Source organism: Sphingomonas rhizophila (assembly GCF_014396585.1).
GTDB classification, from domain to species: Bacteria; Pseudomonadota; Alphaproteobacteria; order Sphingomonadales; family Sphingomonadaceae; genus Sphingomicrobium; species Sphingomicrobium rhizophilum.
In genome coordinates this window covers 1,535,200-1,559,582 of sequence record NZ_CP060717.1, presented here as the reverse complement: position 1 = coordinate 1,559,582, position 24,383 = coordinate 1,535,200, and the positions used below count along the sequence as shown (strand labels likewise).

Genomic DNA, 24,383 nt, shown 5'->3' with positions numbered 1-24,383 from the left:
CCGCACATCCTACTTGACGCGTTCGACTTGCTCGAACTCCAGCTCGACCGGGGTCGCGCGGCCAAAGATCGACACGCTGACCTTGACCCGGCTGCGGTCGAAATCGAGTTCCTCGACGACGCCGTTGAAGCTGGCGAACGGACCGTCGAGCACCTTGACGGCGTCGCCGATCTCGTAGTCGACCTTGACCTTCGCCTTGGGCGCGGCCGCGGCGGCTTCCTCCTTGGTGTTGAGGATGCGCGCGGCCTCGGCTTCGCTGATCGCCTGCGGCTTGCCGTTCGGGCCGAGGAAGCCGGTCACCTTGGGCGTGTTCTTGACGAGGTGATAGACGTCGTCGTTCATGCCGAGCTTCGCGAGAACGTATCCCGGGAAGAACTTGCGGTCCGAGGTGACCTTCTTGCCGCGGCGAATTTCGGTGACCTTCTCGGTCGGAACCTCGACCGCCTCGACCAGGCTTTCAAGCTGCAGGCGCTTGGCTTCGGACAGGATCGATTCGCGAACCTTGTTCTCGAAGCCGGAATAGGCGTGAATGATGTACCAGCGGGACATGAAGACCTCGAAGTTAGCCGAGCAGGCCGAGCAGTTGCTTGACGATCGCGCTGAAGCCCGAATCGACGACGAAGAAGAAGACGGCGAGCGCCAGGGTCAGGATCAGGACCATGATCGCGGTGGTCACGGTCTCCTTGCGGGTCGGCCAAACGACCTTGCCGGCCTCGCGGCGGACCTGATTGACATATTCGCCTGGGGAAACCTTTGCCACGATGCTTGCCGTCCTGTCGTTCGCTGGCGGTTGGATACAGCCCCTTACCCCGCTCCGGCCGGGCCGGCGAGGGGAAGCGCCTGCCTCCATGTCCGCATGGGGCCGCGACTTAGCGAGCGGGAGTGGCCTTTGCAAGATTACTGAGGAGGCCCGTCTCGAAAGTATATTCAGTGACGTTCGTTTTCATCGCTGAGCGAGAAACTGGCCAGCCACGTCGCGGCTCTTGGCGCGGCTACACTACGCTCGGCGCATCGGGCCTGGCAGGGGCAGGGGGACTCGAACCCACGACCCTCGGTTTTGGAGACCGATGCTCTACCAACTGAGCTATACCCCTAGGCCGAGGCGCCGGTTACCCGCGACAAGAATGAAGCGCAAGCGCGTTCAGGCGGCGACATCGAATGGGACAATCTCGCCACTAAGGTAGAGGTTGCGCGCCTTGGTGCGCGACAGCTTGCCCGAGCTGGTGCGGGGCAGGGTGCGCGGGGGGATCAGTTCGACGACGGGCGAGATGCCGGTGATGGCGCGAACGCGTTCCTTGATGTCGTCGCGAAGCTTGCCGCGTTCGTCGGGGTCGCTGACCCGGCAATGGACGAGCACCGCCGGCGTTTCCTCTCCGCTCGGCCCGGTGATGGCGAAGGCGGCGATGTCGCCGGACTTGAAGCCGGGCAGCTGCTCGACCGCCCACTCGATATCCTGCGGCCAGTGGTTGCGGCCGTTGATGATGATCATGTCCTTCGCGCGGCCGACGATGAAGATGTAGCCGCCGGACAAATAGCCCATGTCGCCGGTGTCGAGCCAACCGTCGACCATGCAGGCCGCGGTCGATTCCGGGTCGCGGAAGTAGCCGACCATGATCGAACGCCCGCGCACCCACACCTTGCCGATCGAACGGTCGTCGAGGACCGAACCGTCGGCGTCGCGGATCTCGATCTCCATGCCTTCGACGGCCTTGCCGCAGTTGACGATCGCCCGGTAGCGGCGTGGACGTTCCTGCGCCTCCGTGCCGACGCCCGACAGCTCGCTTTCCTCGACCAGTTCGAGACGGATGCCCTCGCCCGGCGGCATCAGCGATACGGCCAGCGTTGCCTCGGCGAGGCCGTAGCTCGGGCAGAACGCCTGCGCCTTGAAACCCGCATCGGCGAAGCTGTCGACGAAGGCCTGCATCACGTCCGGCCGGATCATATCGGCGCCGTTGCCGGCGATCCGCCAGCGCGACAGGTCGAAGCGGTCGGACGCTTTCGTCACGCTGCTCATCCGGCGCGAGCAGATGTCGTAGCCGAAGGTCGGCGAATAGGAGAGGGTCGTCCCGGGGTTGCGGCTGATCATGTCGAGCCACGCCAGCGGACGGCGGGCGAAGTCCTCGGTCTTCAGATAATCGACGCTGATCTGGTTGGCGATCGGCGACAGCATGCAGCCGACGAGCCCCATGTCATGGTACCACGGCAGCCAGCTGACCACGCGATCGGCGTCCTCGACCTTCAGCCCGAGGCCGTGTGCACGAAGATTGTCGAGAAGGGCGTGATGCGTCACCGCGACGCCATGCGGGAAACGGGTCGATCCGCTGCTGTACTGGAGGTACCCGATCTCGTCGGTCCGCGTCTCGGGGAGCGACGCGAGCGACGGTTCGACCTCCGGCAGGCTATCCCAGTTGCGCGCCGGCACGTTGCGCTTCGCCGCCGCTGCTTGCGCATATTCGGACAGCTCTGGCGGATACAGGAACAGGGCCGGGTCGCTGGACGTCAGCATGACGACAAGCTGGTCGACATAGGCGTCGCGGCCGCCAAAGCTGGTCGGCAACGGCAGCGGCACGGGCCACAGGCCGGCGTAGACCGCGCCGAAGAAGCAGGCGGCGAATTCCGGGCCGGTTTCGGCCACGATCGCGACCCGGTCACCCTTGGCGAGGCCCAGCGTCATGAACCGCCGCGCGTTAATCAACGCGTCATCGCGCAATTCCGAATAGGGATAGGCGCGCACCAGCGTTCCACGGCCGTCGTGGAAATTCATGCCGCGACGGCCGGACGCCGCATAGTCCAATGCATCGCCGAGCGTTGCGAAGTCGGCGATGCGCCGCGGCAGGTCGTCGGTGGTGGGAGTGCAGCCCTCGGGCGCAAGTCCGCCGTCGATCATGATGTTGCGGTCGAGCACGCGTCAATCCTGGTTGTTGAACCTCAGTCGCCGGCGGTCATGCGCCAACAGGCCCCGAACGGCCCTAGCCTGATGGTGCGCGAGTGTGGCACAAACATGGCGCGATGCCGTCACCATCATCCGCCCCCAGGCGAGCACGGCCTGCACTCACCCCCGCCAGCCTGGACGAACTCGCCTTGTCCTACGTCGGGAAATTCGCGACCAGCAGGGCCAAGCTCGCCGCCTATCTGTCTCGAAAATTGCGGGAACGGGGATGGGACGGACCATCGCCCGCAGACCCGCGGGCGGTCGCCGACCGGATGGGGGCGCTTGGCTACGTCGATGACCAGGCGTTCGCTTCGGCACGGGCGCGGTCGATGCTCGGCCGCGGCTATGGCGAGCGCCGCGTCGATCTGGCTCTCCACGCCGCAGGCATTGCCGGCCAGGACCAGGACCTGGCCAGGCGAGAAGTGGAAAAGGGAGCCGTCGATGCGGCGATCCGCTTCGCCCGACGTCGCCGGATCGGCCCGTTCGCACACGACGTGCCCGACCCCAAGACCCGCGAGCGGCAGATTGCCGCGATGCTTCGCGCCGGACATCCGATGGCGCTGGTGAAGCGGTTGATTGACCTGCCGCCAGGCAGCGACATTGATCCCGTTTCGCTTGAAAACGAATAATCTCGATCAAAGTCGTTATGTCGGTTTAACGACACATGCCTTCATGGTAAAAGACCGCTTGTGCGTGTGGAGGTAATCAACGTGGCGGATCAACCGGGGGCCGGTGCCGGTGAGACTGCGTCCGCGGTTGCGGAGGAATTCGCGTTCGAAGGGCGCGTCAAATGGTTCGACGCGACTCGGGGCTTCGGCTTCGTGGTCAGCGAGGCGACTGACGGCGATATCCTGGTCCATTTCTCGCTGCTCAAGGAGCACGGGCGCCGCAGCTTGCCGGAAGGCGCGACCATCCGGGGTCAGGCCGCGCGTCACGAACGCGGGCTGCAGGCCTCGCGGATCGATGAGATTGACCTGTCGACGGCCTTGCCGTTGCCGCCCCGAACGGCCAATGGAAGCGAGATCCGGGCCGACCGCCAGGCGCTTGCCGCGAATGCCGGTCCGTTCGAGCCGGTGGAGGTTAAATGGTTCAACCGCGTCAAGGGCTACGGCTTTCTCAACCGCATCGACGGGAATCGGGCGTCGGAAGCGGCGGAGGATATCTTCCTGCACATGGAAACGGTGCGCCAGGCGCAGGTGCCGGACCTGGAGCCGGGGCAGCGGATCGAAGCGCGAATCGCCGAGGGCAAGAAGGGCCTCACCGCCGTCGAAATCCGCGTAGACTAGGTTTTCATTTTGCGTTGGCGGCCGCCTTCGGGCTTGCCGCCTGCCAGCCGTCTGGATCGGCGGCGGTCACGCTCGACCGGTCGCCGGCGGGGCTGGAGCAGGTCCCGCTGACGGTCACCACCGCCGACAGGAAAGTCCACCGCTTCACCGTCGAGGTCGCACGCACACCTGAAGAACAGGCCACGGGCATGATGAACCGCGAAAGCCTTGCGCCGGACCGGGGGATGATCTTTCCCTATGATCCTCCGGTCGAGGCATCGTTCTGGATGAAGAACACGCTGATTCCTCTCGACATGATCTTCGTCCGTGCGGACGGCACCATCGCCCGCATCGAGGCGAATGCGGCGCCGCTGTCGTTGGAACCGGTGATGGCCGGAGAGCCAGTCGGCGCCGTACTGGAACTGGCAGGCGGGCGGTCGGCCGAGCTCGGGATCCAGGCCGGCGACAAGGTCGAATGGTAGGCTAAGGCCAGCTTGCCTCGGAGCGCCAGTCGGGGCAAAGGCAGCGACGTCATGGGTCTATTCGCAAACGCCTTCACCTGGTGGAACGGTGCCTCTTGGGGCACGTCCATCTTCTCCCGCCGCAACGGCAAGGAAGTCGGCCGCGACGAGGACGGCAACGTTTATTTCCAGCATCGCAGCGATCCTCGGCGCCGCTGGGTCATCTATTCGGGGTCGAACGACAGCAGCCGGGTTCCGCCGGGCTGGAACGCGTGGCTGCGCGGGACGATCGACGAACTGCCTGAGGCGGCACTGCCAGCGCGGCGCTCGTTCGAGCAGCCGCCGCGGCCCAACCTGACCGGCACGCGCGAAGCCTACCGCCCCGACGGATCGATGGGCGGGAAGGGTATCCGCGCCCCGGCGACGGGCGACTATCAGGCGTGGACACCCGAATAAGCGTGTCGCGAATCCTTTCCCCGTCGATACTCCTGGCGTCAGCCGCGCTGCTGGCGGCCGGTTGCGACAAGCGTCCGGCGGACACGCCGCGCAATACGCAGGAAAGCACGGTGACGGTCGACGTCCCTAAAGCTGCTGCTGGCGTCGGTGAGGGCACGACGCCGATGGCCGAGCGGGTCGCGGTGCTCGGCTTCCTCAACAAGCGCAACGGCATCGTTCGAGACATCACGCTGAAACCCGGCCAGGCCATTCGAATCCGGGATGCTGTCGTTCGTCTGCGGGCCTGCGAGACGACTGCGCCGTGGGAAGCGGAGCGGCTGACCGGCGCGTTCGTCCAACTCGACGTGCAACGGTCGGACGGTCAGTGGGCGCGCGCTTTCTCGGGCTGGCTGTACAAGGAATCGCCGTCGCTCAACGTCGTCGAGCACCCGGTCTACGATGTTTGGCCCAAAAGCTGTGCGATGAACTTCCCCGATGGCGCGGCTGCTCCGGCCAGCCCCCGTGCCTCCAGTTCGTCGTCGAGCGCGAAGAAGTCGGCGAGCCCGGACGCTCCTGCCGCGGATGCTCCCGCAACGGCCGCGCCGGCACCCTCGGGTCCGGCAGCGCCCGCCGACTCCCCCGAACCGATCGAAGCCGACCCCAACGCGGTGCCAAGCAATCCCACATAATCGGCGCGGCTGACGTTTTCCGCGCCGAGGCTGGCCAGGTGTTCGGTCATGAACTGGCAGTCGAGAAGGGTGAACCCGCCCAGCAATAGCCGCGCCACGAGCCAGGCCAGCGCCACCTTCGACGCATCGGCTTCGCGGCTGAACATCGATTCCCCGAAAAATGCGCGGCCCAGACGGACCCCGTACAGTCCCCCGACCAGCGCGCCGTCACGCCAGCACTCGATCGAATGGGCATGGCCGGCGGCGTGGAGGCCCAGCGTCGCCCGTTCGATCTCGCTGTTGATCCACGTCTCGTTGCGGTCAGCGCAGGCCAGCACCACCTTTGAAAAGGCCCGGTCGCGCGTGACCTCGAACCGGCCCGACCGAACCCGCCGAGCGAGGGAACGGGAGAGATGGAAGGTTTCGAGCGGCAGGATCGCCCGCATCCGCGGCTCGACCCAGAACACGTCCGGAGCATCGCGGCTGTCGGCCATCGGAAAGATTCCGGCCGCATAGCCGCGAAGCAGCAAACGCGGGTCGAGCGGTTCGCTCACAGCAGTTTTGCGACCTCTTCCTGTGGACGGCACAGGGCCACGCCCTTCTCCGTTTCGACCAGGGGACGGTTGATCAGGATCGGATGCGCCATCATCGCGTCGAGGATCTGGTCTTCGCTGGCGCCGGGGTCGTTTAGGCCCAGTTCGCTCGCCAGTGGCTCTTTGGCGCGAAGGCCGTCACGCGCGGACATGCCGGCCCGCTGGTACAACCGCTTCAGCTCATCGCGGCTCGGCGGCGTCTCCAGATAGCGGATTACGGTGATGTCCGCTCCCGCGTCTTCCAGCAAAGCGAGCGTCTTGCGCGACGTCCCGCAGGCCGGGTTGTGGAAGATAGTGGCCTTCACCGTCGTTACTCCCTCATTGGCAGCGGTGGGTGTGACTTACATGCAATTCAATCGTCGAATTCAATGGTATATTGCACTGCAACACTTGTCCCGACTCGGCACAAATTCCAAATCCGCCTTCAATCTTAGGCGGTTGGGGGCCACATTCGGCCTGCATTCAGCAAGCCTCGGGAACAGTGGCGCATCACCGTCGTTACGGTTTTTTAAGACATCCAAGGAGCCGAACATGAATTTCCCGTCAATCCAATCCAGCCCGACGGCGATCGCCGTCAAGCTGATGATTGCTGCGGGAGTCGCGTTCGGAAGCGCTTCCCCTTCGATCGCGGCTGCGGCGCCCAATGCCGTGACCGCGGCGGTCCAGAACGACATCGACGCCTTCTATCAGTCGCGCGCCTATCGTCCGCTCTGGTTGAGCACCGGCAACTTCTCGGGCGGGGAAGCCTTGCTCGAACTGTTCGAATCCGCGTCGCTCGACGGCGTCGATAGCGACCTGATCGAGCGCAAGGCTGTTCGCCGCGCGATGACCCGCGCACAGAGCGGCGATCCGGAGGCGATTTTCCGCGCCGACCGTTTGCTGAGCGAGAATTTCGTTCGCTACGTTCGGGCCATGCGGACGGTGAATCCGGTCACGAGCGGCTGGGAAATCAACGACCGCGAACTGATGCCGCGTGCCCCGGCCGCGGCCGAGGTTCTTGCCGATGCCGCCCGTTACGGGTCGGCCGCGGCCTATGTCGGCGACATCGCGTGGATGAACCCGGTGTATGGCGAGCTTCGCCAGGCGCTGATCAATGCGCGCACGTTTGGCGAAGGCGCCCAGTCGCAGATCATCCGCGCGAACATGGAACGCGCCCGCATTCTCCCCGGTCGTTCGGCCGGCCGCTACGTGCTCGTCAACATCGCCAGCCAGCAGCTGGAGATGTGGGAGAACGGCAAGGTCGTCGGGTCGATGAAGGTGGTTGTCGGAAAGCCCGACATGCCGACCCCGCAGATGGCGGCCCTCATCCGCTACACGGCGGTCAATCCGTACTGGAACCTTCCGCCCGACCTGGTCGCGGAACGCGTTGCGCCGAACGTTCTGAAGGATGGCCAGAGCTACCTGGCGAAGAAGGGCTATGTCGTACTGTCCGACTGGTCCGATAATCCCAGCAAGGTCAGCCCGACCGAAGTCGACTGGAACCAGGTTGCGGCTGGTAAGGTGCAGCTTCGCATGCGGCAGAACCCGGGCGTCGCGAACGCGATGGGGAAGATGAAGTTCATGTTCCCGAACCCCAAGGGCGTTTACCTGCACGACACGCCACAGAAAGACCTGATGGCCGGCGACAGCCGCCTGTACAGTGCCGGCTGCGTCCGCCTTGAATCGGCACCAAAGCTGGCGAAGTGGCTTTATGGCCGCCCGCTCAACACCAAGGGCGCCAAGCCGGAACAGCGGGTCGATCTCGACGCGCCGGTCCCCGTCTATCTCGCCTACCTGACGGCCATGCCGCAGGGTAGCCAGGTGGCGTTCTACGAAGACATCTACCGTCGCGACTCCCAAGCGATGGCGGCGATCAACTACGGCGGATCGAACTGATCCCGGACGGCCGGCTGAGCAAGCCGGCCGTTCCATGACTTGTCGGCGGCGCTAGGATCGATCGGGCCGCGCTTCTCCGTGCGCGGAGTTTCCGCCCGTCGATGATTTGGCCGCGTACGCTGGTCCGTTGGACCGACGCCGAGTTCCGCGCGGTCGTCCCGTAATGATGCGTCTTGGACGTCGTCGAGGCCGCTGTGATGGCCGCGAAAATCGACAGCGGAACAGGTCTCGCTGCTTTTCGTTACGAGTCCGGAAGCTGCATCCCTATGACCGCTGGTCAGCCCCCTGATGGTGACGCGCTTCTACGGAACGGACGAAAAAAGGGAGCATCACATGAAGAAGACTTTTGTCGCGATCCTGCTTGCAGGAAGCGTCTCGCTAAGCGCTTGCGCCACCAACAGTGAAATGGCCGGCGATGTCGCGCAGGGCGCTGCTGTCGGCGCGGCCGGCGGTGTTGCGGTCGGTGCGATTGCGCCGGGCGTCAGCGTCATTGAAGGCGCGGCGATTGGCGCGGCGGTCGGCGGTCTCGCCGGCGCTGTCTGGTCGGACAACAACAATGACGGATATGCCGACGGCTACGTCCAGAACGGCACCTACTACTCGGGTGCGCCGTCGGGCTATGATCCGACGCTTGGCCGTGTCGCCACCGGCGCAGCCGGCGGTGCTGCCCTCGGCGCCGTTGCCGGTGCGGTCATCCCGGGTCTCGGCGTCCTCGAAGGCGCGGTGATCGGCGCTGCGGTCGGCGGTCTCGCCGGCGCGGTATGGGCCGACAACGACCGTGACGGACGTGCCGACGGCTACGTCTACAACGGCACCTACTATCCGGGCCAGCCGGGTGCGCCGGGTGCGACCGCTCCGATGACCCAGCCGATGCCGGCACCGGCCACCGGCGAACGCGGCTAACCACCGTCTCCCCCGCTGCCCGATGTAGGGGCAGCGAATTCATCCCGTCGGCCGCGACCTGCGGCCGGCGGGATTGCTTTGTCTAGCGCCGCGTCCTTACGCCCCAAGTGAAGTCGCTGCCGACGCTGGAGGTGACCGGCTGTCCCGCCGAATTGGTCGCCGGGCGGAAGCGGAGGCGCTCGGTCAGCAGGCGGCAGGTCGTCCCGTCCAGCAGGGCGGAACCACTCGACCGGGTGACGCGGCAGTCGGCGATCCGACCGGTCGTGAGCACCGTGAAGCGCACGCTGACCGTCCCGCCCAGGCGCTCCGCAAGCGCGGCGCGGGGGTAATCGCTGTCGCGAAGCCCGCCGGATATCCACTGCGCGCCGGTGCCGCCGCCGCCGCCGCCCGTTCCGCTACCGCTGCCACCAGCGCCGGAACCGGTTCCGGCTGTCGTGGCGCCCGACGTCGGCGCAGTTCCGCTGCCGGCGACCGGCGCTGCGACGACCGGGGAAGCGGCGGGGATGCGCGAAGGCGGTGCAACCACCGGCGTCGCTTCCGCCTTTTTGCCCGCGGCGCCTTCCGCGTCCTTCGGCCTGGGCTTCGAGCGTACCTCAGGCGGCGGCTCGGCTTCGGGCGGAATGTCGATCAGTAGCGTGTCGTCGGGCGGGGCGGGCGCTTCAACCTTGGTCGACGCATTCAGCAACAGCGCGCCAAGAGCAGCGTGGATCAACACCACCGCGGCAATCGCGCGGGTCCGGTCGGCCGGTGTGGTCGTGGTGCGATAGGGCATGGCGGCTCCGGCCATTACAACGCGCGATGGCCGGGCGGCGTTTCAGTGCGTCAGGCGGGGTTCTCGTCGAGCCATTGCTCGAGCCACTTGATCGTATAGTCGCCCGCCGCGAACTCCGGCGTCTGGATGATCCGCTGGTGAAGGGGCACCGTCGTCTTCATTCCGTCGACGACGAATTCTTCCAGTGCCCGCTTCAATCGCATGATGCAGCGCTCGCGGGTGGTGCCAAAGACGATCAGCTTGCCGATCATGCTGTCGTAATAGGGCGGCACCCGATAGCCGGCGTACAGGCCGCTATCGACGCGGACGTGCATCCCGCCCGGCGCGACGTAGTTTTTCACCAGGCCCGGCGAGGGGGCGAAGGTCTGCGGATCTTCCGCATTGATGCGGCACTCGATCGCGTGCCCGTGCAGATTGATTTGGTCCTGGCGGCAGGTCAGGCCGTCGCCCTGGGCGATGCGGATCTGTTCTCGCACCAGGTCGATGCCGGTGATCATCTCGGTCACCGGATGCTCAACCTGCAGTCGGGTGTTCATCTCGATGAAGTAGAACTCGCCGTTCTCGTAGAGAAATTCGATCGTACCCGCGCCGCGATAGCCCATGTCGGCCATCGCCTTGCGAACGACCTCGCCCATTTCCTCGCGCTGTTCGGGCGTGATGATCGGGGAGGGCGCTTCCTCGATGACCTTCTGGTGGCGGCGCTGGATCGAACAATCGCGCTCGCCAAGGTGGATCGCCTCGCCCTCGCCGTCGCCGAACACCTGGAATTCGATGTGCTTGGGATCGCCGAGGTATTTTTCCATGTAGACCGTCGGGTCGCCGAATGCCGCATTGGCCTCCGACGAAGCCTGGCCCATCAGGCTTTCCAGCTGGTCTTCGGACGGCACGACCTTCATGCCGCGGCCGCCGCCGCCGCTGGCCGCCTTGATCAGCACCGGATAGCCGATCTCGGCCGCGATTTCGCGCGCTTCAGCGACGCTGTCCAAGGGACCCGGTGAGCCCGGTACCAGCGGCAGGCCGAGCTTGGCCGCCGTACGCTTGGCCTCGACCTTGTCGCCCATGATGCGGATGTGCTCGGGCTTCGGCCCGACCCAGATCAGGTTATGGCTTTCGACAATCTCCGCGAACTGCGCGTTCTCGCTGAGGAAGCCGTAGCCAGGATGTACTGCGTCGGCATGGGTGATCTCGGCCGCCGAAATGATGTTGGCGATGTTGAGGTAGCTGTCCTTGGCCGGCGGCGGGCCGATGCACACAGCTTCGTCGGCCAGCCGGACGTGCATCGCGTCGCTGTCGGCGGTCGAATGGACCGCGACCGTCTTGATGCCCATTTCGTGGCAGGCGCGATGGATGCGCAGCGCAATCTCGCCGCGATTGGCGATGAGCAGCTTCTGGATCGGCATGGTGACGGCCTTACTCGATGACGACGAGTGGCTGGTCGAACTCGACCGGCTGGGCGTCCCCGATCAGGATCTGCGCAATCTTGCCGCCCTTGGGCGCGGTGATCGGGTTCATCACCTTCATCGCTTCGATGATCATCAGCGTGTCGCCCTGCTTGATCGGCTGGCCGACCGCGATGAACGGCTTCGCGCCCGGTTCGGGCGACAGATAAGCGGTGCCGACCATCGGCGACTTGATCGCATCGACCGGGGCTGCAGCGGGCGCTTCCGATGGGTAAGCGGCTGAAGCGGCGGGTGGCGCAACGGCAGCTGCCGGCACAGGCGCATAGGCCGCCGGCGCGGCGTGGGCGATGACGGGCGCGGCCTCGCGCCGGACCTTGATCTTGCGATCGCCGTCCTCGACCTCGATCTCGGTCAAGTCGTTGGCAGACAGCAGTTCCGCGAGCTCGCGCAGCAACGCCGAATCGACGCGCATCGCGTTGGTCTCGCCCTTGGGATCAGCCATGAAAATATTCCCTGAAAATGACGTGCGGGCCTCCTGTCAGAGACAGGCGGCCGCGTCCAGTGCCGTAAGGTAACCCTCAGCGCCCTGGCCCTTGATAACGCGCAAGGCGGCCAGGGCGACCAGGTCGGTGTGGCGAAAATCCTCGCGCGTTTCGGGATCGCTCAGGTGGACCTCGATGACCGGCGTGGCAATCGCCTTGACCGCGTCGTGCAGCGAGACCGAGGTATGGCCATAGCCGCCGGGATTGATGATGACCGCTTTCGCGCCGCTGTCCTCGGCCTCGTGCAGCCAGTCGATCAGGTGCCCCTCGTGATTGGACTGGCGAATGTCGACCGCCACACCCAGTTCCTCGGCCCGCCGCGACATCACGGCCGCGATGCCGTCGAGCGTCTGCGTGCCGTAGATTTCCGGCTCGCGTCGGCCCAGCCGGTTGAGGTTCGGGCCGTTGAGGACGAAGATCGTCGGTAGCGTTGCCATGCGGAGCGCCTATATGGGCACGCGTCCCGTTCGTGAAGCGAAAGCACCCATGTCCGCAACCACCGACAGCGCCAGCGTCATCATCAACGGCGAGACCCGCCGGATCGCCGCCGGCTGCACGCTGGCGGAGATGATCGAAGGCCTCGGCCTTGATCCGGCCAAGGTCGCGGTGGAGCACAACCGTGCCATCGTCCCGCGCTCGACGCTCGGCACGGTGCGGGTCGCGGACGGCGACCAGTTCGAAATCGTCCACTTCGTCGGCGGAGGTTGAGTTTTGTCTGACACCTGGAGCGTCGCCGGACGCACCTTTTCCTCGCGGCTGATCGTCGGCACCGGCAAGTACAAGGACTTCGCCCAGAACGCCGCCGCGGTCGAAGCGTCGGGGGCGGAGATCGTCACCGTCGCGGTGCGGCGGGTGAACATCAGCGATCCGACCCAGCCGGTGCTGATGGACTATATCGATCCCAAGAAGATCACCTACCTTCCCAACACCGCCGGCTGCTTCAACGCCGACGAGGCGATCCGCACGCTGCGCCTGGCGCGCGAGGCGGGCGGCTGGGACCTGGTCAAGCTGGAAGTGCTGGGGGAGGCTCGCACGCTTTATCCCAACATGAAGGAAACGCTGGAGGCGACCGAGGTGCTGGCCAAGGAGGGCTTTCACCCGATGGTCTATTGCGTCGACGACCCCATCGCCGCGAAGCAACTGGAAGACGCTGGCGCGGTCGCGATCATGCCGCTGGGCGCGCCGATTGGTTCGGGGCTTGGCATCCAGAACCGGGTGACCATCCGCCTGATCGTCGAAGGGGCCAAGGTGCCGGTGCTGGTCGATGCCGGCGTCGGCACGGCGAGCGACGCGGCGGTGGCGATGGAGCTGGGCTGCGACGGCGTGCTGATGAACACCGCCATCGCCGAGGCGAAGGACCCGATCCGTATGGCCCGGGCGATGAAGCTGGCGGTCGAGGCCGGGCGCGACGCCTACCTGTCGGGCCGGATGGGGACGCGGAAATATGCCGACCCCAGCAGCCCGCTGGCGGGCCTGATCTAGGAACGTCAACGCCGCGTCGCGGGTTTTTCCGTCATGGCCGACGAAGATCTGTTCGGGGCCGAACGCCACGCGATGGTCGAACGCCAGATCAGGGCGCGCGGGATCGACGATCCCGCCTTGCTGGACGCCCTGCGCGAGGTCCCACGCCACTGTTTTGTCGAGGAAAAGTTACGGCATCTCGCCTATCGCGATCGGCCACTGCCGATCGGGGAGGGACAAACCATCAGTCAGCCCTACATCGTCGCCCTGATGATCGACGCGGCCGACATCCGGCCCGACGACCGAGTGCTCGAGGTTGGTGCGGGATCGGGATACGCGACGGCGATCCTTGCCCGGCTGGCGCGCGAGGTGGTCGCGATCGAGCGGCATGAGGCGTTGGCCAATGAAACACGCGACAGGCTTGTCAGCCTCCAGATCGCCAACGTTGACCTGCGGTGCGGGGATGGTTCGCTTGGGGTGCCCGACCGGGCGCCGTTCGACGTCATCATCGTCTCCGCCTCGGGACCGGACGTGCCGCCGTCGCTCATCGATCAGCTCGCGCCAGGGGGACGGCTGATCATGCCGGTCGGGTCGCAGCAGTGGAGCCAGTCGCTGATCCTGCTGGTCAAGGCTGCTGACGGCGCCATTCATCGCGAGGAATTGTGCGGCGTCCAGTTCGTGCCGCTGGTCGGAGCGGAGGGTCACCGGCCTTGACCGAAACCTGGAAAAACGACTCCGGATCGGCCCAATCGACATCAAACGGCGATGGGCGGTCGTTATCTCTTCATGGCCCGTCATTCGCAGCAGAGTTTGCGGCAAAGCCAGCGTCACGGACGGTTCGTGGATATCGTCCATCGTCTGCCGCTTCCCGTTCCCGCTTCAGCCGCCGGCCACGGTCGCTGGCAACAAGCCTTCGGACTCGTGCCCGGGCCAATCGAGCGGTCCGACACCTACATCGATCCGCGGCTTCGCTCGCAAATCGGCGATGACCGCCTCGGCCGCAAGAGCCGCGACGAAGACGACTGGCTCTAGCGGGCGCGAAGCTTCTCGATGGTCGTCTGATTGGTGATCACTTCGACATCAGTCACGCAATGGAGGAGCCGAATGCCCCGGGCGCCCAGCATGCGCTGCAACGCCGGGCCGAAGTCCGCGGTGGCCTCAACCCGCTCGCCGATCCCGCCATAGGCTTCCGCCAGCTTGACGAAGTCGGGATTGGCCAGCTCGGTCGCGGAGATGCGCGCCGGATAGTCGCGCTCCTGGTGCATGCGAATGGTTCCATACGCGCCATTGTCGACCAGGATGACGAGCAGGTCGGCGCCATATTGCGCAGCGGTCGCCAGTTCCTGCCCGTTCATCAGGAAATCGCCGTCCCCCGCTACGCACACCACCGGTCGATCCTTGAAACGCAAGGCGGCGGCCACCGCGGCGGGGAGGCCATAGCCCATCGTCCCGCTGGTCGGGGCCAGCTGGGTCGGCATCACGCCATAGTGCCAGTAGCGGTGCCACCAGCCGCTGAAGTTGCCGGCGCCGTTGCAGATGATGGTGTTGGCCGGCATCGCCGCGCGCATCGCCGCAACGCAGGGGCCGAGGTCGAGCGCCACGCCCTCGCGGGCCTTGGGATCGCTCCACTCCAGCCATTCCTGGTGCGCTTCCTGGCCGGCCTTGAACGGCACCAAATCGGGGTCGTGCCAGTCGGCGGCAACCTCGGCGAATTCGTCCATCTCGGCGCAGATCGGCAGGTCCGCCTTGAACACCCGGCCAAGCTCGTTGGGATCGGGATGGACATGGACCAGGATCTGGTCGGGATGATCGGGCGTGATCAGCTTGTAGCCATCGGTCGTGCTCTCGCCCAACCGCGCGCCGACCACGATCAGCAGGTCGGCCTCGCGTATGCGCTGCTGCAGCTTCGGATTGGGGCCGTAGCCGAGTTGCCCGGCGTAGACCCGGCACTCATTGTCGATCGCGTCCTGTCGGCGGAAGGCGGCAGCCGTCGGGATCCCATGCCGCGCGGCGAAGGTCTCGAAGTGATGCGCCGCGGCCGGGTTCCAGCCGGCGCCGCCGATGATCGCCACCGGATTGGTCGCTTCCTTCAGCAATCCGAACAGCGCCTCCATCGCGCCGGCGCAGGGCGGCTGGTTGATCGGCGGGATGGCGGGGCGGTCGATCGCCTCGACCTCGTCGCGAAGCATATCCTCGGGGATGGCGAGCACGACCGGGCCCGGCCGGCCGCTGGTGGCGACGCGCCAGGCGCGGGCGACATATTCGGGAATGCGCCGCGCGTCGTCGATCCGCGCCGCCCACTTGGCGACCGGCGCGAAGAAGGCGGCCATGTCGATCTCCTGGAAACCCTCGCGATCGCGGTCGGCGCGGTCGAGGTCGCCGACGAACAGGATCATCGGCGTCGAATCCTGGAAAGCGACGTGGACGCCTCCGCTGGCATTGGTCGCGCCCGGTCCACGCGTGACAAAGGCGACACCGGGCCGCCCGGTCATCTTGCCGTCGGCGTCGGCCATATAAGCGACCCCGCCCTCCTGCCGGCACACCACGGTCTGGATTTCCGGGGCGTCATGAAGCGCGTCGAGCACGGCGAGGAAGCTTTCGCCCGGCACGGTGAAGATGCGGTCGCATCCTTGTGCCTCTAGTTGGTCGACAAGGATCTGGCCACCGGTGCGTATCGTCATGCGGCGGGGTTCTAGCGGGGAAGGGCGGCTTTGGGGAGCCGCTAAGCGTCAGGCCTGGCCGATGTCGCGCAGCAATTCGGTGAACCATGGCGTCGCGGTGTCGAACGCCTTGCCGCCGGCGATCCGTTCGAACTCGATCGCGCGAAGTTCGTCGCCGCGTTCTTCATCCTCGCCGATCACGCCGGATTCGCCGCGCAGCGCGGCATCGACGGCGAAGTCGGTGCAGCGGCGGATCAGCGCCAGGTCGGCGGCGTTGGCGGGCGCGGAGCGGGAGAAATAGCCGCTCTTCTGCACCAGCACCTTTTCCGCGCCGAGCGCCTCGGCGAACTGCTTCGCGAACCAGGCGCCGGGATTGACCTTGTCCAGCTTGACGTGGCCGAACGGATCGCGCGGCACCTCGTCGCCGGCCGCCTCCATCGCCGCGACGATCTCGCGAACGCCGGCGCCTTCGGAAATGAACAGGTTCACGCCGTCGTCGCGGTCCATGATGTCGCGCAGCCGCCGCGCTTCGTCGGCAATGTCGAACGGCCGTTCGGGAACGAACACGCCGTGGACGTCCCAGCGTTCGGCGCTGTTTTCCAACCACTCGGTGAACCCGGCGCCCTTGACCCACTGGTGATGGGCCAGCGCGGTCGCGGCGGTCAGCCAGCCGCAGTTGCGACCCATGACTTCATGCACGACTAGCATGCGCGGATTGGACGAATGCTCGGCGATGATGTTGCGGGCATAGAGCGCGCCCTGTTCCGCCGCGGTCCATGCGCCGAGCGACTGGCGGATGGGGATGACATCATTGTCGATCGTCTTGGGCAGGCCGACGACGGTGAGCTCGTACCCGTTACCGCGAAGATAGGCGGCAAGGTCGGCGGCGGTGCCGTTGGTATCGTCTCCGCCGATGGTGTGGAGCACGTCGACGCCGTCGCGACGCAATTGCTCGGCGGCGACGTGCAGCGGGTCTTCGCCCTCGCGCACCAGCCCGCGCTTCATGCAATCCCCGGCGTTGGTCAGCTTGACCCGGCTGTTGCCGATCGGGCTGCCGCCGAACCCGTGCAGGCGTCCGGCCACCGCCCGCAGGCGATCATCCACTTCGACGCTGTCACCGGTAAGCAGTCCGGCATATCCATTGCGATAGGCGATGACGCGAACGTCTGGCGCAATCGCGCTGTAGCGCTCGATCAGCCCGCCGACCGCGGACGACAGACACGGCGCAAGTCCGCCGGCGGTGAGCATGGCAACGGTGGTCACAGGCACGAGACGCATATTGCCGCCTCAACGGGGCGGGGGCTAGCCCAAACGTAAGCGCTTGCCGTCTACATTGGGTCAGCGTGGACACTCGAATCTCACCGTAGCGCTCGGCTCGGCGGCTTTCTCAAACCAAAAGAAAATCCGACCAGACCGGGGAGGACGCACCCACTAATGTAATTTGGAAGTCCGCCAGCCCGTCGCCATTCACATCGACCGCGACGAGTGAATCGGAACCTGACGATGTGATCACTACATCGGCCTGGGATAATTGATAAACGCGAAGATCGAGCGTGTCCTCGCCCGACGTGAAATCGAGGATGCGGTCGTTACCGGCCGGACCCCAGCCGGGATAGAAGGCGAAGTTGTCGGCACCCGCACCCCCGACGAGCGTATCGTCTCCTTCGCCGCCAATCAGCTGATCATCTCCATCTCCGCCGTCGAGAAAGTCATTACCTCTCTCGCCTATAAGAGTGTCGTTGCCGGCCTCTCCATAGAGAGCATCATTACCTTCGTCGGCGTTGTTGCCTTCGCCTCCGCGAAGGGTGTCGTTGCCGCCGCCGCCATAGACGATGTCGTGGCCATGGCCTCCCCACGCCTGGTCGTCGCCGCCGTTGGCGTAAACGGTGTCATCGCCCCCGCGCGCAAAGATTGAGTCGGCCTTGTTCGATGCGTTGATCGTCTGGGACTTATGATTTCCGTTGTAAGTTCCCACGCTTGCCTCCCCGAATGAACTTAAGGACATTGTTAACGCCAGTTAACAAAGCCGACAAGGTGCCTCGATCTGTGGCTGAGCCGCTCGGCTGCGGGATCGGACATCCCGGATCGGTAAGACAGAAGGGTTGGCAGCTTCTCGTCCGCTTCACCCGCCAATCATGCTCCGTCGGCAAATGGTCAGCTTTTCATCGTCAGCTCTTCATTGAAGCCATGCCGCGGAGGGCAAAGGACTTCCCGGTCTCGCCAGTGGATGGCGAGCCGACAAAAGGAGAGATTGGCGATGACGAAATATTCTGCGGGCCTGATCGCCTCGGTATTCGCGCTGGCGCCGGTGGGCGGAGCTTTCGCCGACCCCGGGAGCATGCTGACAAACGTTCGGCCCCATCAACACTATGTCCTGACCCCGAACGGAAGCCGGGTCGAGGTTGGCCCGAATATCTGCGACCATCCCGACCTGCAGTACGCGTTCAATCAATTCCACTACAACGTGCACCATTCTGCGAGCGCCCCCGGCGTTGACGCCGAGACGCTCGGTCCGCAGCACGGCGCGCCGGGGCTGCACGACGGTCAGGGCGGCGACATGGTCGTCACCGCCTGCGACTGACGTGCTCCGCGGTGTCGGCCTGACGGGTGGTTGATCCCCGGAGGAGCGGCAGGGCAAATTCCGCTTCCCTGCCGCTCCCGGCACCGCCGGCCGCGCTCAAGGCGTCGGTCGAATATGGAATCAACCGGCGCGAGCGCGCCTGCACATAGTCAGGCGACGCACCGTTCCTCGGCCGCGAAGGGACTGCAGCCGAGCCAGCTTTGCATGGTGCGCGCCAGCCGGTCGTCGCCGGTCAGGATCAAATCTTCATCGGCCTTCGCGCTGGCGACACTTTCGATGCCCATCCAGATGGCGGTCATCGCCCGAAGCTTGGCGGTGACATACAGATCGACGTCGAAACCGGGGTCGATGCTGCACAGGTCGACCGGCGCGTCGGGATCGACGATCAGCCACCAGCTGCGCTCCTTCTGCGGCGCGTCGGGATAGAGAAACTGGATGACCTGCTTGCTGTCGGGCATCGGGTCGAAGCTGAGGTTGCGGCGCATGTCCCACATCAGCAACTGGGCATCGAGCTGTTGCAGCGACAACTGGCTCGACACCCAACGCTGGCCCCAGCGCCCGAAACCGAACACCAGCGGCTCCAGTTCGCGGCCCGACTCGGTCAGGCGATATTCGTTGACTCCCGGCTCTCCAGCGATAGGCGCCCGCTCGACGATGGCGGCGTCCTCCAGCTCCTTCAGCCGTTGCGACAGCAGGGCGGGGGACATCCGCGGCAGTCCGCGGCGAAGTTCATTGAACCGGGTCGATCCGGCCAGCAGCTCCCGCAGCAACAGGATCGTCCAGCGGGTGCACAGGATCTCCGTCGCCATCGCCACCGGACAGAATTGGCCGTAACTGCGCTCGGGCATCGCCGTGCCTCCCTTGCCGGTCACCATACCGTGAACCGGCCCGCGGCTCCATAACTTCAGTTTCTGTACTGGGGCAGTTCAGTTCCTGAACTAGAGGGCGTCGGGCCGGTCGGCATAAGACTTCTCCGTGCTCGAAAGGGAGGAACTTCAATGCTGAATGTAGTAGGCAATCTGCCGATGACCGTGGACTGGACCGACACGGCGACTGCCATCGCGGCACGCATCGCCGATTGCGCCACGGCGCACGATGCCGACGACAGTTTCGTCGCCGAAGGGTTCGACGCGCTGGAAGAAGCGGGTTTCTTCGCTGCACTCGTCCCGGCCGAGCTTGGCGGCGGCGGCGCCAGCGTCGGCGAAATCTGCGACGCGATCCGCATCATCGGCGCCTCGTGCGGCTCGACCGCCCTGGCGGCGGCCATGCACAGCCATATCGTTGCGGTCGCCGCGTGGCGCTGGCAGCACATGGGCGCACCGACCGACGGCCTGATGAAGCGGATCGTCGCGGAAAAGCTCAAGCTGGTGTCGAGCGGCGGTTCGGATTGGCTGAAGAGCGCCGGCACGATGGAAAAGGTCGAAGGCGGCTATCGCCTGACGGCGCGGAAGGCGTTCGCCAGCGGGTCGCCGACCGGTGACCTGCTGATGACCAGCGCGGTCTACGACGATCCGGAAGAAGGGCCGACCGTGCTCCACTTCGCCGCACCGCTGAAGGGAGAGGGCGTGTCGATCGCGTCGACCTGGCAGACCATGGGCATGCGAGGCACCGGGTCCGACGACGTCGTGTTCGACGGCGTGTTCATCCCCGACGCCGGCATTGCCGGCAAGCGTCCGCAGGGGGAATGGCACATGCTGTTCCACATCGTCTCCATGATTGCCTTCGCGCTGATCTATGCGGCCTATGTCGGCGTCGCTGAAGGCGCGCGGACGCGGGCGCTGGAACTGGCCAGGAAACGGCCGGCCGACCCGATGCTGGCCCAACTGGCCGGCGAGATGGAAAACGCACTGCTCACCGCCCGGCTGGCGCACCGCCGGATGGTCGAGATTGCCGAGACCGGCACGCCGGGGCCCGAAACGACCAGCGAGGCGATGCAACTGCGAACGCTCGTCGGCCGGAACGCGATCGACACGGTTGCCAAGGCGATGGAAGTCGCCGGCGGCGCGGCCTTCTATCGCAAGGTCGGGCTGGAACGCGCCTTCCGCGACATCCAGGCGGCGCGCTTCCACCCGATGCAGGAAAAGCCGCAGCTCGACTTCACCGGGCGCGTCGCGCTCGGCTGGGACATCAACGGCTGACGGGTCAGCCGGTCGCTTCCAGCTCCCGGAGCGACCGGCCCCGCGTTTCGCGCCCGGCATAGCCGACCAGGCCGATCGAGATCGCCATCGGCGCCAGCAGGGCGACCGCCGCACCGCCAAGGGTCGGGATCAGGCCGGCCAGCGCGAAGGCCTGCACCGCGACCCCGCCGACCTTGCTCGCCCCGGCGATCAGGCCCGTGGCGCGGCCGCGGATGCCAAGCGGGTAATTCTCTGCCGCGTAGGGCAGCAGCACGGCGATCAACCCGTTCGTCCCGACGACCAATAGCGCGATCACGGTGATCAGCACCGGCTCATCCGCAAGCACCGGTGCCGGCAGCAACGCACCGGCCAGCCCCGCCAGCGTCAGTGCGATGGTCAGGATCAGCGTCTTCTTGCTGCTCCACCGGCTATAGAGCAGCGCGCCGAGCGCGATCGTCGGCAGCGCCAATAGCGCCGACTTGGCGATGATCCCGCTGGCCACCGCCGCGCTGAACCCGCGCGCCTCGAGGTCGGTCGGTAGCCACAGCAGCAGCCCGAAGTTGACGAAGCTCCACGCCAGCGCGGTGATGACCAGGGCGGCGGTGAGCTTGCCGTGCCGCTGGGTGGCGACGGCCGCATCCTCCGGTACCGCTGCGCGCCGGCGGGGGACGATTCCGAACTTGCGCTCCATGTCGGCCAGTTCATCCTCGCGCCCCTGTTCCTTCAGGAAGCGCGGGCTCTCCGGGATCCAGCGGGCCAGCGCCAGCAGGATCAATCCGGTCGGGAAACCCTGCAGCCACAGCGCGCGCCAGCCATAGACTGGCTCGAAGGTGTGCGCGGAGAAACTGGCGGCAAGATAGCCGCCGACCAATCCGACGCCGCCGACCAGCACCAGCACCCAGCTGCGGTGCTTGGGCGGCATGATCTCGGCCAGCAGGGTGTAGACCACCGGCAGCATCCCGCCGGCCGACGCACCCATCAGGAAGCACATCACCAGGTTCCACTGGAACGCGGGCATTGCACCGCAGATCGATGTCGACACGAACAGGATCGTCGACAGCAGGATGGACGACCGCCGGCCGTAAATGTCCGCCAGCCAGCCCCACAGGAACGACCCCACCGTCGTCCCGGTCAGCGCAACGAACGGCAGGTAGGCGGCCACCGATTTCTCGATGCCATATTCGGCGCGCAAGCCGGGAAGGACGAAGCCCAGCGTGGCCGGCTTCATGACGTCGATGATGAGGCCGAAGATGAGTACTGTCAGGACCGCGGCGTGGTGCTTCGACAGCGGCGTCGAATCCGGCGCCTCGTAGGACGTCCCCGCGTGACTGTCGTGCGTCGTCCGCTGCGCGGGCAGCGCGCCGAAAATCGCCAGCGGTACGCCGACGATGATCATCGCCATCCCGGCGTACATCTCGGCATCCATCGGCATGCCGACGAGATGGTTGCCCATGCTGTGCGCCATCGCCAGCATCGGCAGGTGAAGCGCTACGCCGACGGCGATCAGGGCGCAGCCAATCCAGAACAGCGGCATGCGCGAGCGGGGAGGGGTTGCGGTCGTGGCCATTGCGCGCCTTTAGCGGTCCTGCTCGCGAACGCCAGCAGGCAACGAATATTCGCTTGCCGCATCACATCGTTGCGCGTGAGCCGGCTACGCGAACGCCGCGTCCGTGAACGCATCGATCCGGCTTGAATCCTCCATCGACGACTGGCGTAGCGCATCGCATGCGCGCGGCCTAGCCTTGCAACTTCGGGGCGCTGTTGTATCCGCCGCTTCCATGTCCGAACGTCATGCTCAGATCGAAACCATGGAGCATCACTGGATGCGGTCGTGGGTCAACGGCGACCTCAAGGCGCTGAAAGCAGCCACCGCGCGCAACTTCCGCCTGGTGATGGGACCAAGCCCTGCGTCATCCTTGACGGCAAGAGCTGGTTCGACGCCGCGCCCGACCGCTTCACCTGCTCGTCGTACCGTTTCGGTGACATCTACGTCCGCGACGTCGGTTCGGTGACCGTCTTCGCGACCCAGCTCGACCTCAAGGCCGCCATCGACGGGCACGACTGGTCGGGCCCGATGTGGGTCACGGCGCTGTGGAAGAAGTCCAGGGTGCGCCGCAAGTGGAAGCTGGTCGAACGCATCTACTCGCGCCCCGAACAGAGCGACGAGGTGGCCGGCCTGCTCCCGAAGCTGGAGCTGTGGCGCCGCTAGGCCTGGTGGATCGCCTTCACGACCTGGTAGCTTTCCAGGCCTTCCTTGCCGCCCTCGCTGCCGAAGCCTGAATCCTTGACCCCGCCGAACGGTGCGTCGGCGGTCGAGATGGCGAAGCTGTTGATCCCGACCATCCCGCTCTCGATCGCGTCGCCGAGCAGATTGGCGCGGCGTCCGTTCTCGGTGAAGGCAAAGGCGGCCAGCCCGAACGGCAGGCGGTTGGCCTGCTCGATCGCCTCGTCGAAGGTCGAAAAGCGGGCGGTAACCGCGACCGGGCCGAACGGCTCCTCGTTCATGATCCGCGCGTCGCTCGGGACGTCGCCCAGCAAGGTAGGCTGGAAGAAGAAGCCGCTGTCGCCCTTGTGGCCCCCGGCCAACACGCGCGCGCCGTGGGCCTCCGCGTCGCCGACCAGCTCGGCGATCGCCTCGGGACGGCGATCGTTGGCCAGCGGGCCCATCTTGGTGTCGGGCAACAGGCCGTCCCCGACCTTCACTTTGGCGGTGCGCTCCGCGAAGCCCTTCAGGAAGGCGTCGTAGATCGACTCCTGGACGTAGAAGCGCGTCGGCGACACGCAGACCTGTCCGGCGTTCCGGAACTTCTGCGGCACGACCATGTCGAGCGTCTTGTCGAGGTCGCAATCGTCGAAGATCAGCACCGGCGCGTGGCCGCCAAGCTCCAGCGTGATCCGCTTCATGTCGTCGGCCGCCAGCTTCATCAGGTGCTTTCCGACCGGGACCGACCCGGTGAAGCTGACCTTGCGGATGACGGGTGATCCGATCAGCGTGCGGCTGACCAGGTCGGCCTCGCCGTGCACCAGCTGGGCGACACCGTTCGGAATGCCGGCATCGGCCAAGGCTCGGAACAGTTCGCCGGTGCAGCCCGGCGTTTCCTGCGGCGGGCGGCTGATGACGGTGCAGCCGGCGGCAAGGGCGGCGGCGACCTTCTTGGCCAGCAAATAGATCGGGAAATTCCACGGCGTGAAGGTCGCGGTCGGGCCCACCGGCTGGCGGATGACGATCGACCGCTGCCCGCTCGGGCGCACCAGCGTTCGGCCATAGTCGCGCTTGATCTCTTCCGCGTACCAACTGAACATCGACGCGCTGCCCAGCACTTCCAGCCGCGCTTCGCCGACCGGCTTGCCCTGCTCCTGCGTCAAAATGCTTGCGATATGGTCGGCGCGTTCCTTCAGCAGGTCGGCGGTCTTGTGCAGGATCGCGGCCCGCTTCTCGACATCGGTCGCGCGCCATTCGGGCCAGCTCCGGTTCGCAGCGGCCAGCGCCTCGTCGATGTCGGCCTTGGTGGCCAGCGGGAGCGCGGCGATGCCGCTGCCGCTGACCGGGTTGACGACGTCGTGCGTGCCGCGGCCTTCGCCCGAACGCCAGCTGCCGTCGATGAAGAGTTTGAGGTCGGTGTCGTAGCTCATGGCCTCGCAGATAGGCTCGCACCCCGCATCCGCCAACCCGTCTTGAAGCGTTCCCGCGCGCTCGCTACGGCGGAAAGCAAAGGAG

Annotated in this window: 25 protein-coding genes, 1 tRNA gene and 2 pseudogenes; 12 read left to right on the top strand and 16 right to left on the bottom strand. The window is 66.0% G+C overall.

The genetic code is table 11. The features are described 5' to 3' along the window. Positions 1-9: 9 nt before the first annotated feature. The 4 genes from nusG to H9L12_RS07970 all read right to left on the bottom strand — a co-directional run bounded on the left by nusG (position 10) and on the right by H9L12_RS07970 (position 2,887). Complete coding sequence (gene nusG / locus H9L12_RS07985) at positions 10-549, bottom strand: transcription termination/antitermination protein NusG (protein WP_187541289.1); 540 nt, start codon at positions 547-549, stop codon at positions 10-12. 13 nt (positions 550-562) lie between these two features. Continuing rightward, positions 563-760, bottom strand: coding sequence for a preprotein translocase subunit SecE (gene secE / locus H9L12_RS07980; protein ID WP_187541288.1), 198 nt, complete (start codon positions 758-760; stop codon positions 563-565). 258 nt (positions 761-1,018) lie between these two features. Beyond that, positions 1,019-1,094: transfer RNA gene (locus tag H9L12_RS07975), tRNA-Trp, on the bottom strand. Between the two features lie 47 nt (positions 1,095-1,141). Continuing rightward, positions 1,142-2,887 (bottom strand): fatty acyl-AMP ligase, encoded by a 1,746-nt coding sequence (locus H9L12_RS07970; protein WP_187543221.1) that lies wholly within the window; start codon positions 2,885-2,887, stop codon positions 1,142-1,144. A 101-nt stretch (positions 2,888-2,988) separates the two neighbouring features. Between H9L12_RS07970 and H9L12_RS07965 the strand changes: the two genes are divergently transcribed. The 5 genes and pseudogenes from H9L12_RS07965 to H9L12_RS07945 all read left to right on the top strand — a co-directional run. Beyond that, positions 2,989-3,561: a regulatory protein RecX gene (locus H9L12_RS07965; RefSeq protein ID WP_246450295.1), complete on the top strand. Its 573-nt coding sequence runs from the start codon at positions 2,989-2,991 to the stop codon at positions 3,559-3,561. 81 nt (positions 3,562-3,642) lie between these two features. Continuing rightward, positions 3,643-4,218: a cold-shock protein gene (locus H9L12_RS07960; RefSeq protein ID WP_187541287.1), complete on the top strand. Its 576-nt coding sequence runs from the start codon at positions 3,643-3,645 to the stop codon at positions 4,216-4,218. Positions 4,219-4,232: 14 nt separating this feature from the next. Then, entirely contained in the window at positions 4,233-4,679 is a 447-nt protein-coding gene (locus tag H9L12_RS07955; protein WP_187541286.1) for a DUF192 domain-containing protein, read from the top strand. Positions 4,680-4,730: 51 nt separating this feature from the next. Beyond that, positions 4,731-5,114: an NADH:ubiquinone oxidoreductase subunit NDUFA12 gene (locus H9L12_RS07950; protein ID WP_187541285.1), complete on the top strand. Its 384-nt coding sequence runs from the start codon at positions 4,731-4,733 to the stop codon at positions 5,112-5,114. Positions 5,115-5,278: 164 nt separating this feature from the next. Continuing rightward, positions 5,279-5,512 (top strand): annotated as a pseudogene (locus tag H9L12_RS07945) (DUF2155 domain-containing protein); the annotation flags it as partial. A gap of 35 nt (positions 5,513-5,547) precedes the next feature. On the opposite strand, the gene aat reads toward H9L12_RS07945, so the two are convergent. Next, complete coding sequence (gene aat / locus H9L12_RS07940) at positions 5,548-6,255, bottom strand: leucyl/phenylalanyl-tRNA--protein transferase (protein WP_223177168.1); 708 nt, start codon at positions 6,253-6,255, stop codon at positions 5,548-5,550. Positions 6,256-6,311: 56 nt separating this feature from the next. Then, positions 6,312-6,659 carry an arsenate reductase (glutaredoxin) gene (gene arsC, locus H9L12_RS07935; RefSeq protein ID WP_187541283.1) on the bottom strand — a complete coding sequence of 116 codons (348 nt, stop codon included), beginning with the start codon at positions 6,657-6,659 and terminating at the stop codon, positions 6,312-6,314. 226 nt (positions 6,660-6,885) lie between these two features. Here arsC and H9L12_RS07930 point away from each other — a divergent pair, with 226 nt between their 5' ends. After that, entirely contained in the window at positions 6,886-8,229 is a 1,344-nt protein-coding gene (locus H9L12_RS07930; RefSeq protein WP_187541282.1) for a L,D-transpeptidase family protein, read from the top strand. A gap of 333 nt (positions 8,230-8,562) precedes the next feature. Continuing rightward, positions 8,563-9,132, top strand: coding sequence for a glycine zipper domain-containing protein (locus H9L12_RS07925; RefSeq protein WP_187541281.1), 570 nt, complete (start codon positions 8,563-8,565; stop codon positions 9,130-9,132). Positions 9,133-9,214: 82 nt separating this feature from the next. Here H9L12_RS07925 and H9L12_RS07920 read toward each other — a convergent pair whose 3' ends face one another. Genes H9L12_RS07920 through H9L12_RS07905 form a run of 4 tightly spaced genes read right to left on the bottom strand, consistent with a single transcriptional unit; the run spans position 9,215 to position 12,283 of the window. Then, on the bottom strand, positions 9,215-9,919 hold the full coding sequence (locus H9L12_RS07920) for an energy transducer TonB (protein ID WP_187541280.1): 705 nt from the start codon (positions 9,917-9,919) through the stop codon (positions 9,215-9,217). A gap of 35 nt (positions 9,920-9,954) precedes the next feature. After that, positions 9,955-11,304 (bottom strand): acetyl-CoA carboxylase biotin carboxylase subunit, encoded by a 1,350-nt coding sequence (gene accC / locus H9L12_RS07915; protein ID WP_187541279.1) that lies wholly within the window; start codon positions 11,302-11,304, stop codon positions 9,955-9,957. A gap of 10 nt (positions 11,305-11,314) precedes the next feature. After that, positions 11,315-11,806: an acetyl-CoA carboxylase biotin carboxyl carrier protein gene (gene accB / locus H9L12_RS07910; RefSeq protein ID WP_246450293.1), complete on the bottom strand. Its 492-nt coding sequence runs from the start codon at positions 11,804-11,806 to the stop codon at positions 11,315-11,317. Between the two features lie 36 nt (positions 11,807-11,842). Next, positions 11,843-12,283, bottom strand: a complete 441-nt coding sequence (locus H9L12_RS07905; RefSeq protein ID WP_187541278.1) for a type II 3-dehydroquinate dehydratase — start codon at positions 12,281-12,283, stop codon at positions 11,843-11,845. Between the two features lie 49 nt (positions 12,284-12,332). Here H9L12_RS07905 and thiS point away from each other — a divergent pair. Both thiS and H9L12_RS07895 read left to right on the top strand, forming a co-directional pair. Further along, a pseudogene (gene thiS, locus H9L12_RS07900) lies at positions 12,333-13,328 on the top strand (sulfur carrier protein ThiS). Positions 13,329-13,361: 33 nt separating this feature from the next. Next, a complete protein-coding gene (locus H9L12_RS07895) occupies positions 13,362-14,021 on the top strand; it encodes a protein-L-isoaspartate(D-aspartate) O-methyltransferase (protein WP_187541277.1) in 660 nt (219 codons plus the stop codon). Between the two features lie 314 nt (positions 14,022-14,335). Here the strand turns inward: H9L12_RS07895 and H9L12_RS07890 are convergent, their stop codons facing one another. From H9L12_RS07890 to H9L12_RS13940, 3 genes are all read right to left on the bottom strand, one after another. Beyond that, a complete protein-coding gene (locus H9L12_RS07890; protein ID WP_187541276.1) occupies positions 14,336-15,988 on the bottom strand; it encodes a thiamine pyrophosphate-binding protein in 1,653 nt (550 codons plus the stop codon). Positions 15,989-16,036: 48 nt separating this feature from the next. Continuing rightward, positions 16,037-17,245 carry a pyrophosphate--fructose-6-phosphate 1-phosphotransferase gene (locus H9L12_RS07885; RefSeq protein WP_223177097.1) on the bottom strand — a complete coding sequence of 403 codons (1,209 nt, stop codon included), beginning with the start codon at positions 17,243-17,245 and terminating at the stop codon, positions 16,037-16,039. 109 nt (positions 17,246-17,354) lie between these two features. Next, positions 17,355-17,942 carry a calcium-binding protein gene (locus H9L12_RS13940; protein ID WP_281399782.1) on the bottom strand — a complete coding sequence of 196 codons (588 nt, stop codon included), beginning with the start codon at positions 17,940-17,942 and terminating at the stop codon, positions 17,355-17,357. A gap of 282 nt (positions 17,943-18,224) precedes the next feature. Here H9L12_RS13940 and H9L12_RS07875 point away from each other — a divergent pair, with 282 nt between their 5' ends. Continuing rightward, positions 18,225-18,548, top strand: a complete 324-nt coding sequence (locus tag H9L12_RS07875; protein WP_187541274.1) for a hypothetical protein — start codon at positions 18,225-18,227, stop codon at positions 18,546-18,548. 149 nt (positions 18,549-18,697) lie between these two features. Here the strand turns inward: H9L12_RS07875 and H9L12_RS07870 are convergent, their stop codons facing one another. Continuing rightward, the gene (locus tag H9L12_RS07870; protein ID WP_187541273.1) at positions 18,698-19,396 is read right to left on the bottom strand and encodes a winged helix-turn-helix transcriptional regulator; all 699 of its coding nucleotides are present in this window, start codon (positions 19,394-19,396) and stop codon (positions 18,698-18,700) included. Positions 19,397-19,546: 150 nt separating this feature from the next. Between H9L12_RS07870 and H9L12_RS07865 the strand changes: the two genes are divergently transcribed. Continuing rightward, positions 19,547-20,686: an acyl-CoA dehydrogenase family protein gene (locus H9L12_RS07865; protein ID WP_187541272.1), complete on the top strand. Its 1,140-nt coding sequence runs from the start codon at positions 19,547-19,549 to the stop codon at positions 20,684-20,686. A 4-nt stretch (positions 20,687-20,690) separates the two neighbouring features. Here the strand turns inward: H9L12_RS07865 and H9L12_RS07860 are convergent, their stop codons facing one another. Beyond that, entirely contained in the window at positions 20,691-22,232 is a 1,542-nt protein-coding gene (locus tag H9L12_RS07860) for an MFS transporter (RefSeq protein ID WP_246450290.1), read from the bottom strand. Between the two features lie 264 nt (positions 22,233-22,496). Here H9L12_RS07860 and H9L12_RS07855 point away from each other — a divergent pair, with 264 nt between their 5' ends. After that, positions 22,497-22,874 carry a hypothetical protein gene (locus tag H9L12_RS07855; protein WP_187541271.1) on the top strand — a complete coding sequence of 126 codons (378 nt, stop codon included), beginning with the start codon at positions 22,497-22,499 and terminating at the stop codon, positions 22,872-22,874. Here the strand turns inward: H9L12_RS07855 and H9L12_RS07850 are convergent. Then, complete coding sequence (locus H9L12_RS07850) at positions 22,871-24,298, bottom strand: NAD-dependent succinate-semialdehyde dehydrogenase (protein ID WP_187541270.1); 1,428 nt, start codon at positions 24,296-24,298, stop codon at positions 22,871-22,873. The two genes, H9L12_RS07855 and H9L12_RS07850, sit on opposite strands and share 4 nt — an antisense overlap. Between the last annotated feature and the right edge of the window lie 85 nt (positions 24,299-24,383).

Coding starts and splice junctions, on each gene's coding strand:
- nusG (WP_187541289.1), bottom strand. CDS start 549: ATGTCCCGCTGGTACATCATTCACGCCTATTCCGGCTTCGAGAACAAG.
- H9L12_RS07970 (WP_187543221.1), bottom strand. CDS start 2,887: ATGATCGACGGCGGACTTGCGCCCGAGGGCTGCACTCCCACCACCGAC.
- H9L12_RS07950 (WP_187541285.1), top strand. CDS start 4,731: ATGGGTCTATTCGCAAACGCCTTCACCTGGTGGAACGGTGCCTCTTGG.
- aat (WP_223177168.1), bottom strand. CDS start 6,255: ATGGCCGACAGCCGCGATGCTCCGGACGTGTTCTGGGTCGAGCCGCGG.
- H9L12_RS07930 (WP_187541282.1), top strand. CDS start 6,886: ATGAATTTCCCGTCAATCCAATCCAGCCCGACGGCGATCGCCGTCAAG.
- H9L12_RS07925 (WP_187541281.1), top strand. CDS start 8,563: ATGAAGAAGACTTTTGTCGCGATCCTGCTTGCAGGAAGCGTCTCGCTA.
- H9L12_RS07920 (WP_187541280.1), bottom strand. CDS start 9,919: ATGGCCGGAGCCGCCATGCCCTATCGCACCACGACCACACCGGCCGAC.
- accC (WP_187541279.1), bottom strand. CDS start 11,304: ATGCCGATCCAGAAGCTGCTCATCGCCAATCGCGGCGAGATTGCGCTG.
- accB (WP_246450293.1), bottom strand. CDS start 11,806: ATGGCTGATCCCAAGGGCGAGACCAACGCGATGCGCGTCGATTCGGCG.
- H9L12_RS07905 (WP_187541278.1), bottom strand. CDS start 12,283: ATGGCAACGCTACCGACGATCTTCGTCCTCAACGGCCCGAACCTCAAC.
- H9L12_RS07895 (WP_187541277.1), top strand. CDS start 13,362: ATGGCCGACGAAGATCTGTTCGGGGCCGAACGCCACGCGATGGTCGAA.
- H9L12_RS07890 (WP_187541276.1), bottom strand. CDS start 15,988: ATGACGATACGCACCGGTGGCCAGATCCTTGTCGACCAACTAGAGGCA.
- H9L12_RS07885 (WP_223177097.1), bottom strand. CDS start 17,245: ATGCGTCTCGTGCCTGTGACCACCGTTGCCATGCTCACCGCCGGCGGA.
- H9L12_RS07875 (WP_187541274.1), top strand. CDS start 18,225: ATGACGAAATATTCTGCGGGCCTGATCGCCTCGGTATTCGCGCTGGCG.
- H9L12_RS07870 (WP_187541273.1), bottom strand. CDS start 19,396: ATGCCCGAGCGCAGTTACGGCCAATTCTGTCCGGTGGCGATGGCGACG.
- H9L12_RS07865 (WP_187541272.1), top strand. CDS start 19,547: ATGCTGAATGTAGTAGGCAATCTGCCGATGACCGTGGACTGGACCGAC.
- H9L12_RS07860 (WP_246450290.1), bottom strand. CDS start 22,232: ATGGCCACGACCGCAACCCCTCCCCGCTCGCGCATGCCGCTGTTCTGG.
- H9L12_RS07850 (WP_187541270.1), bottom strand. CDS start 24,298: ATGAGCTACGACACCGACCTCAAACTCTTCATCGACGGCAGCTGGCGT.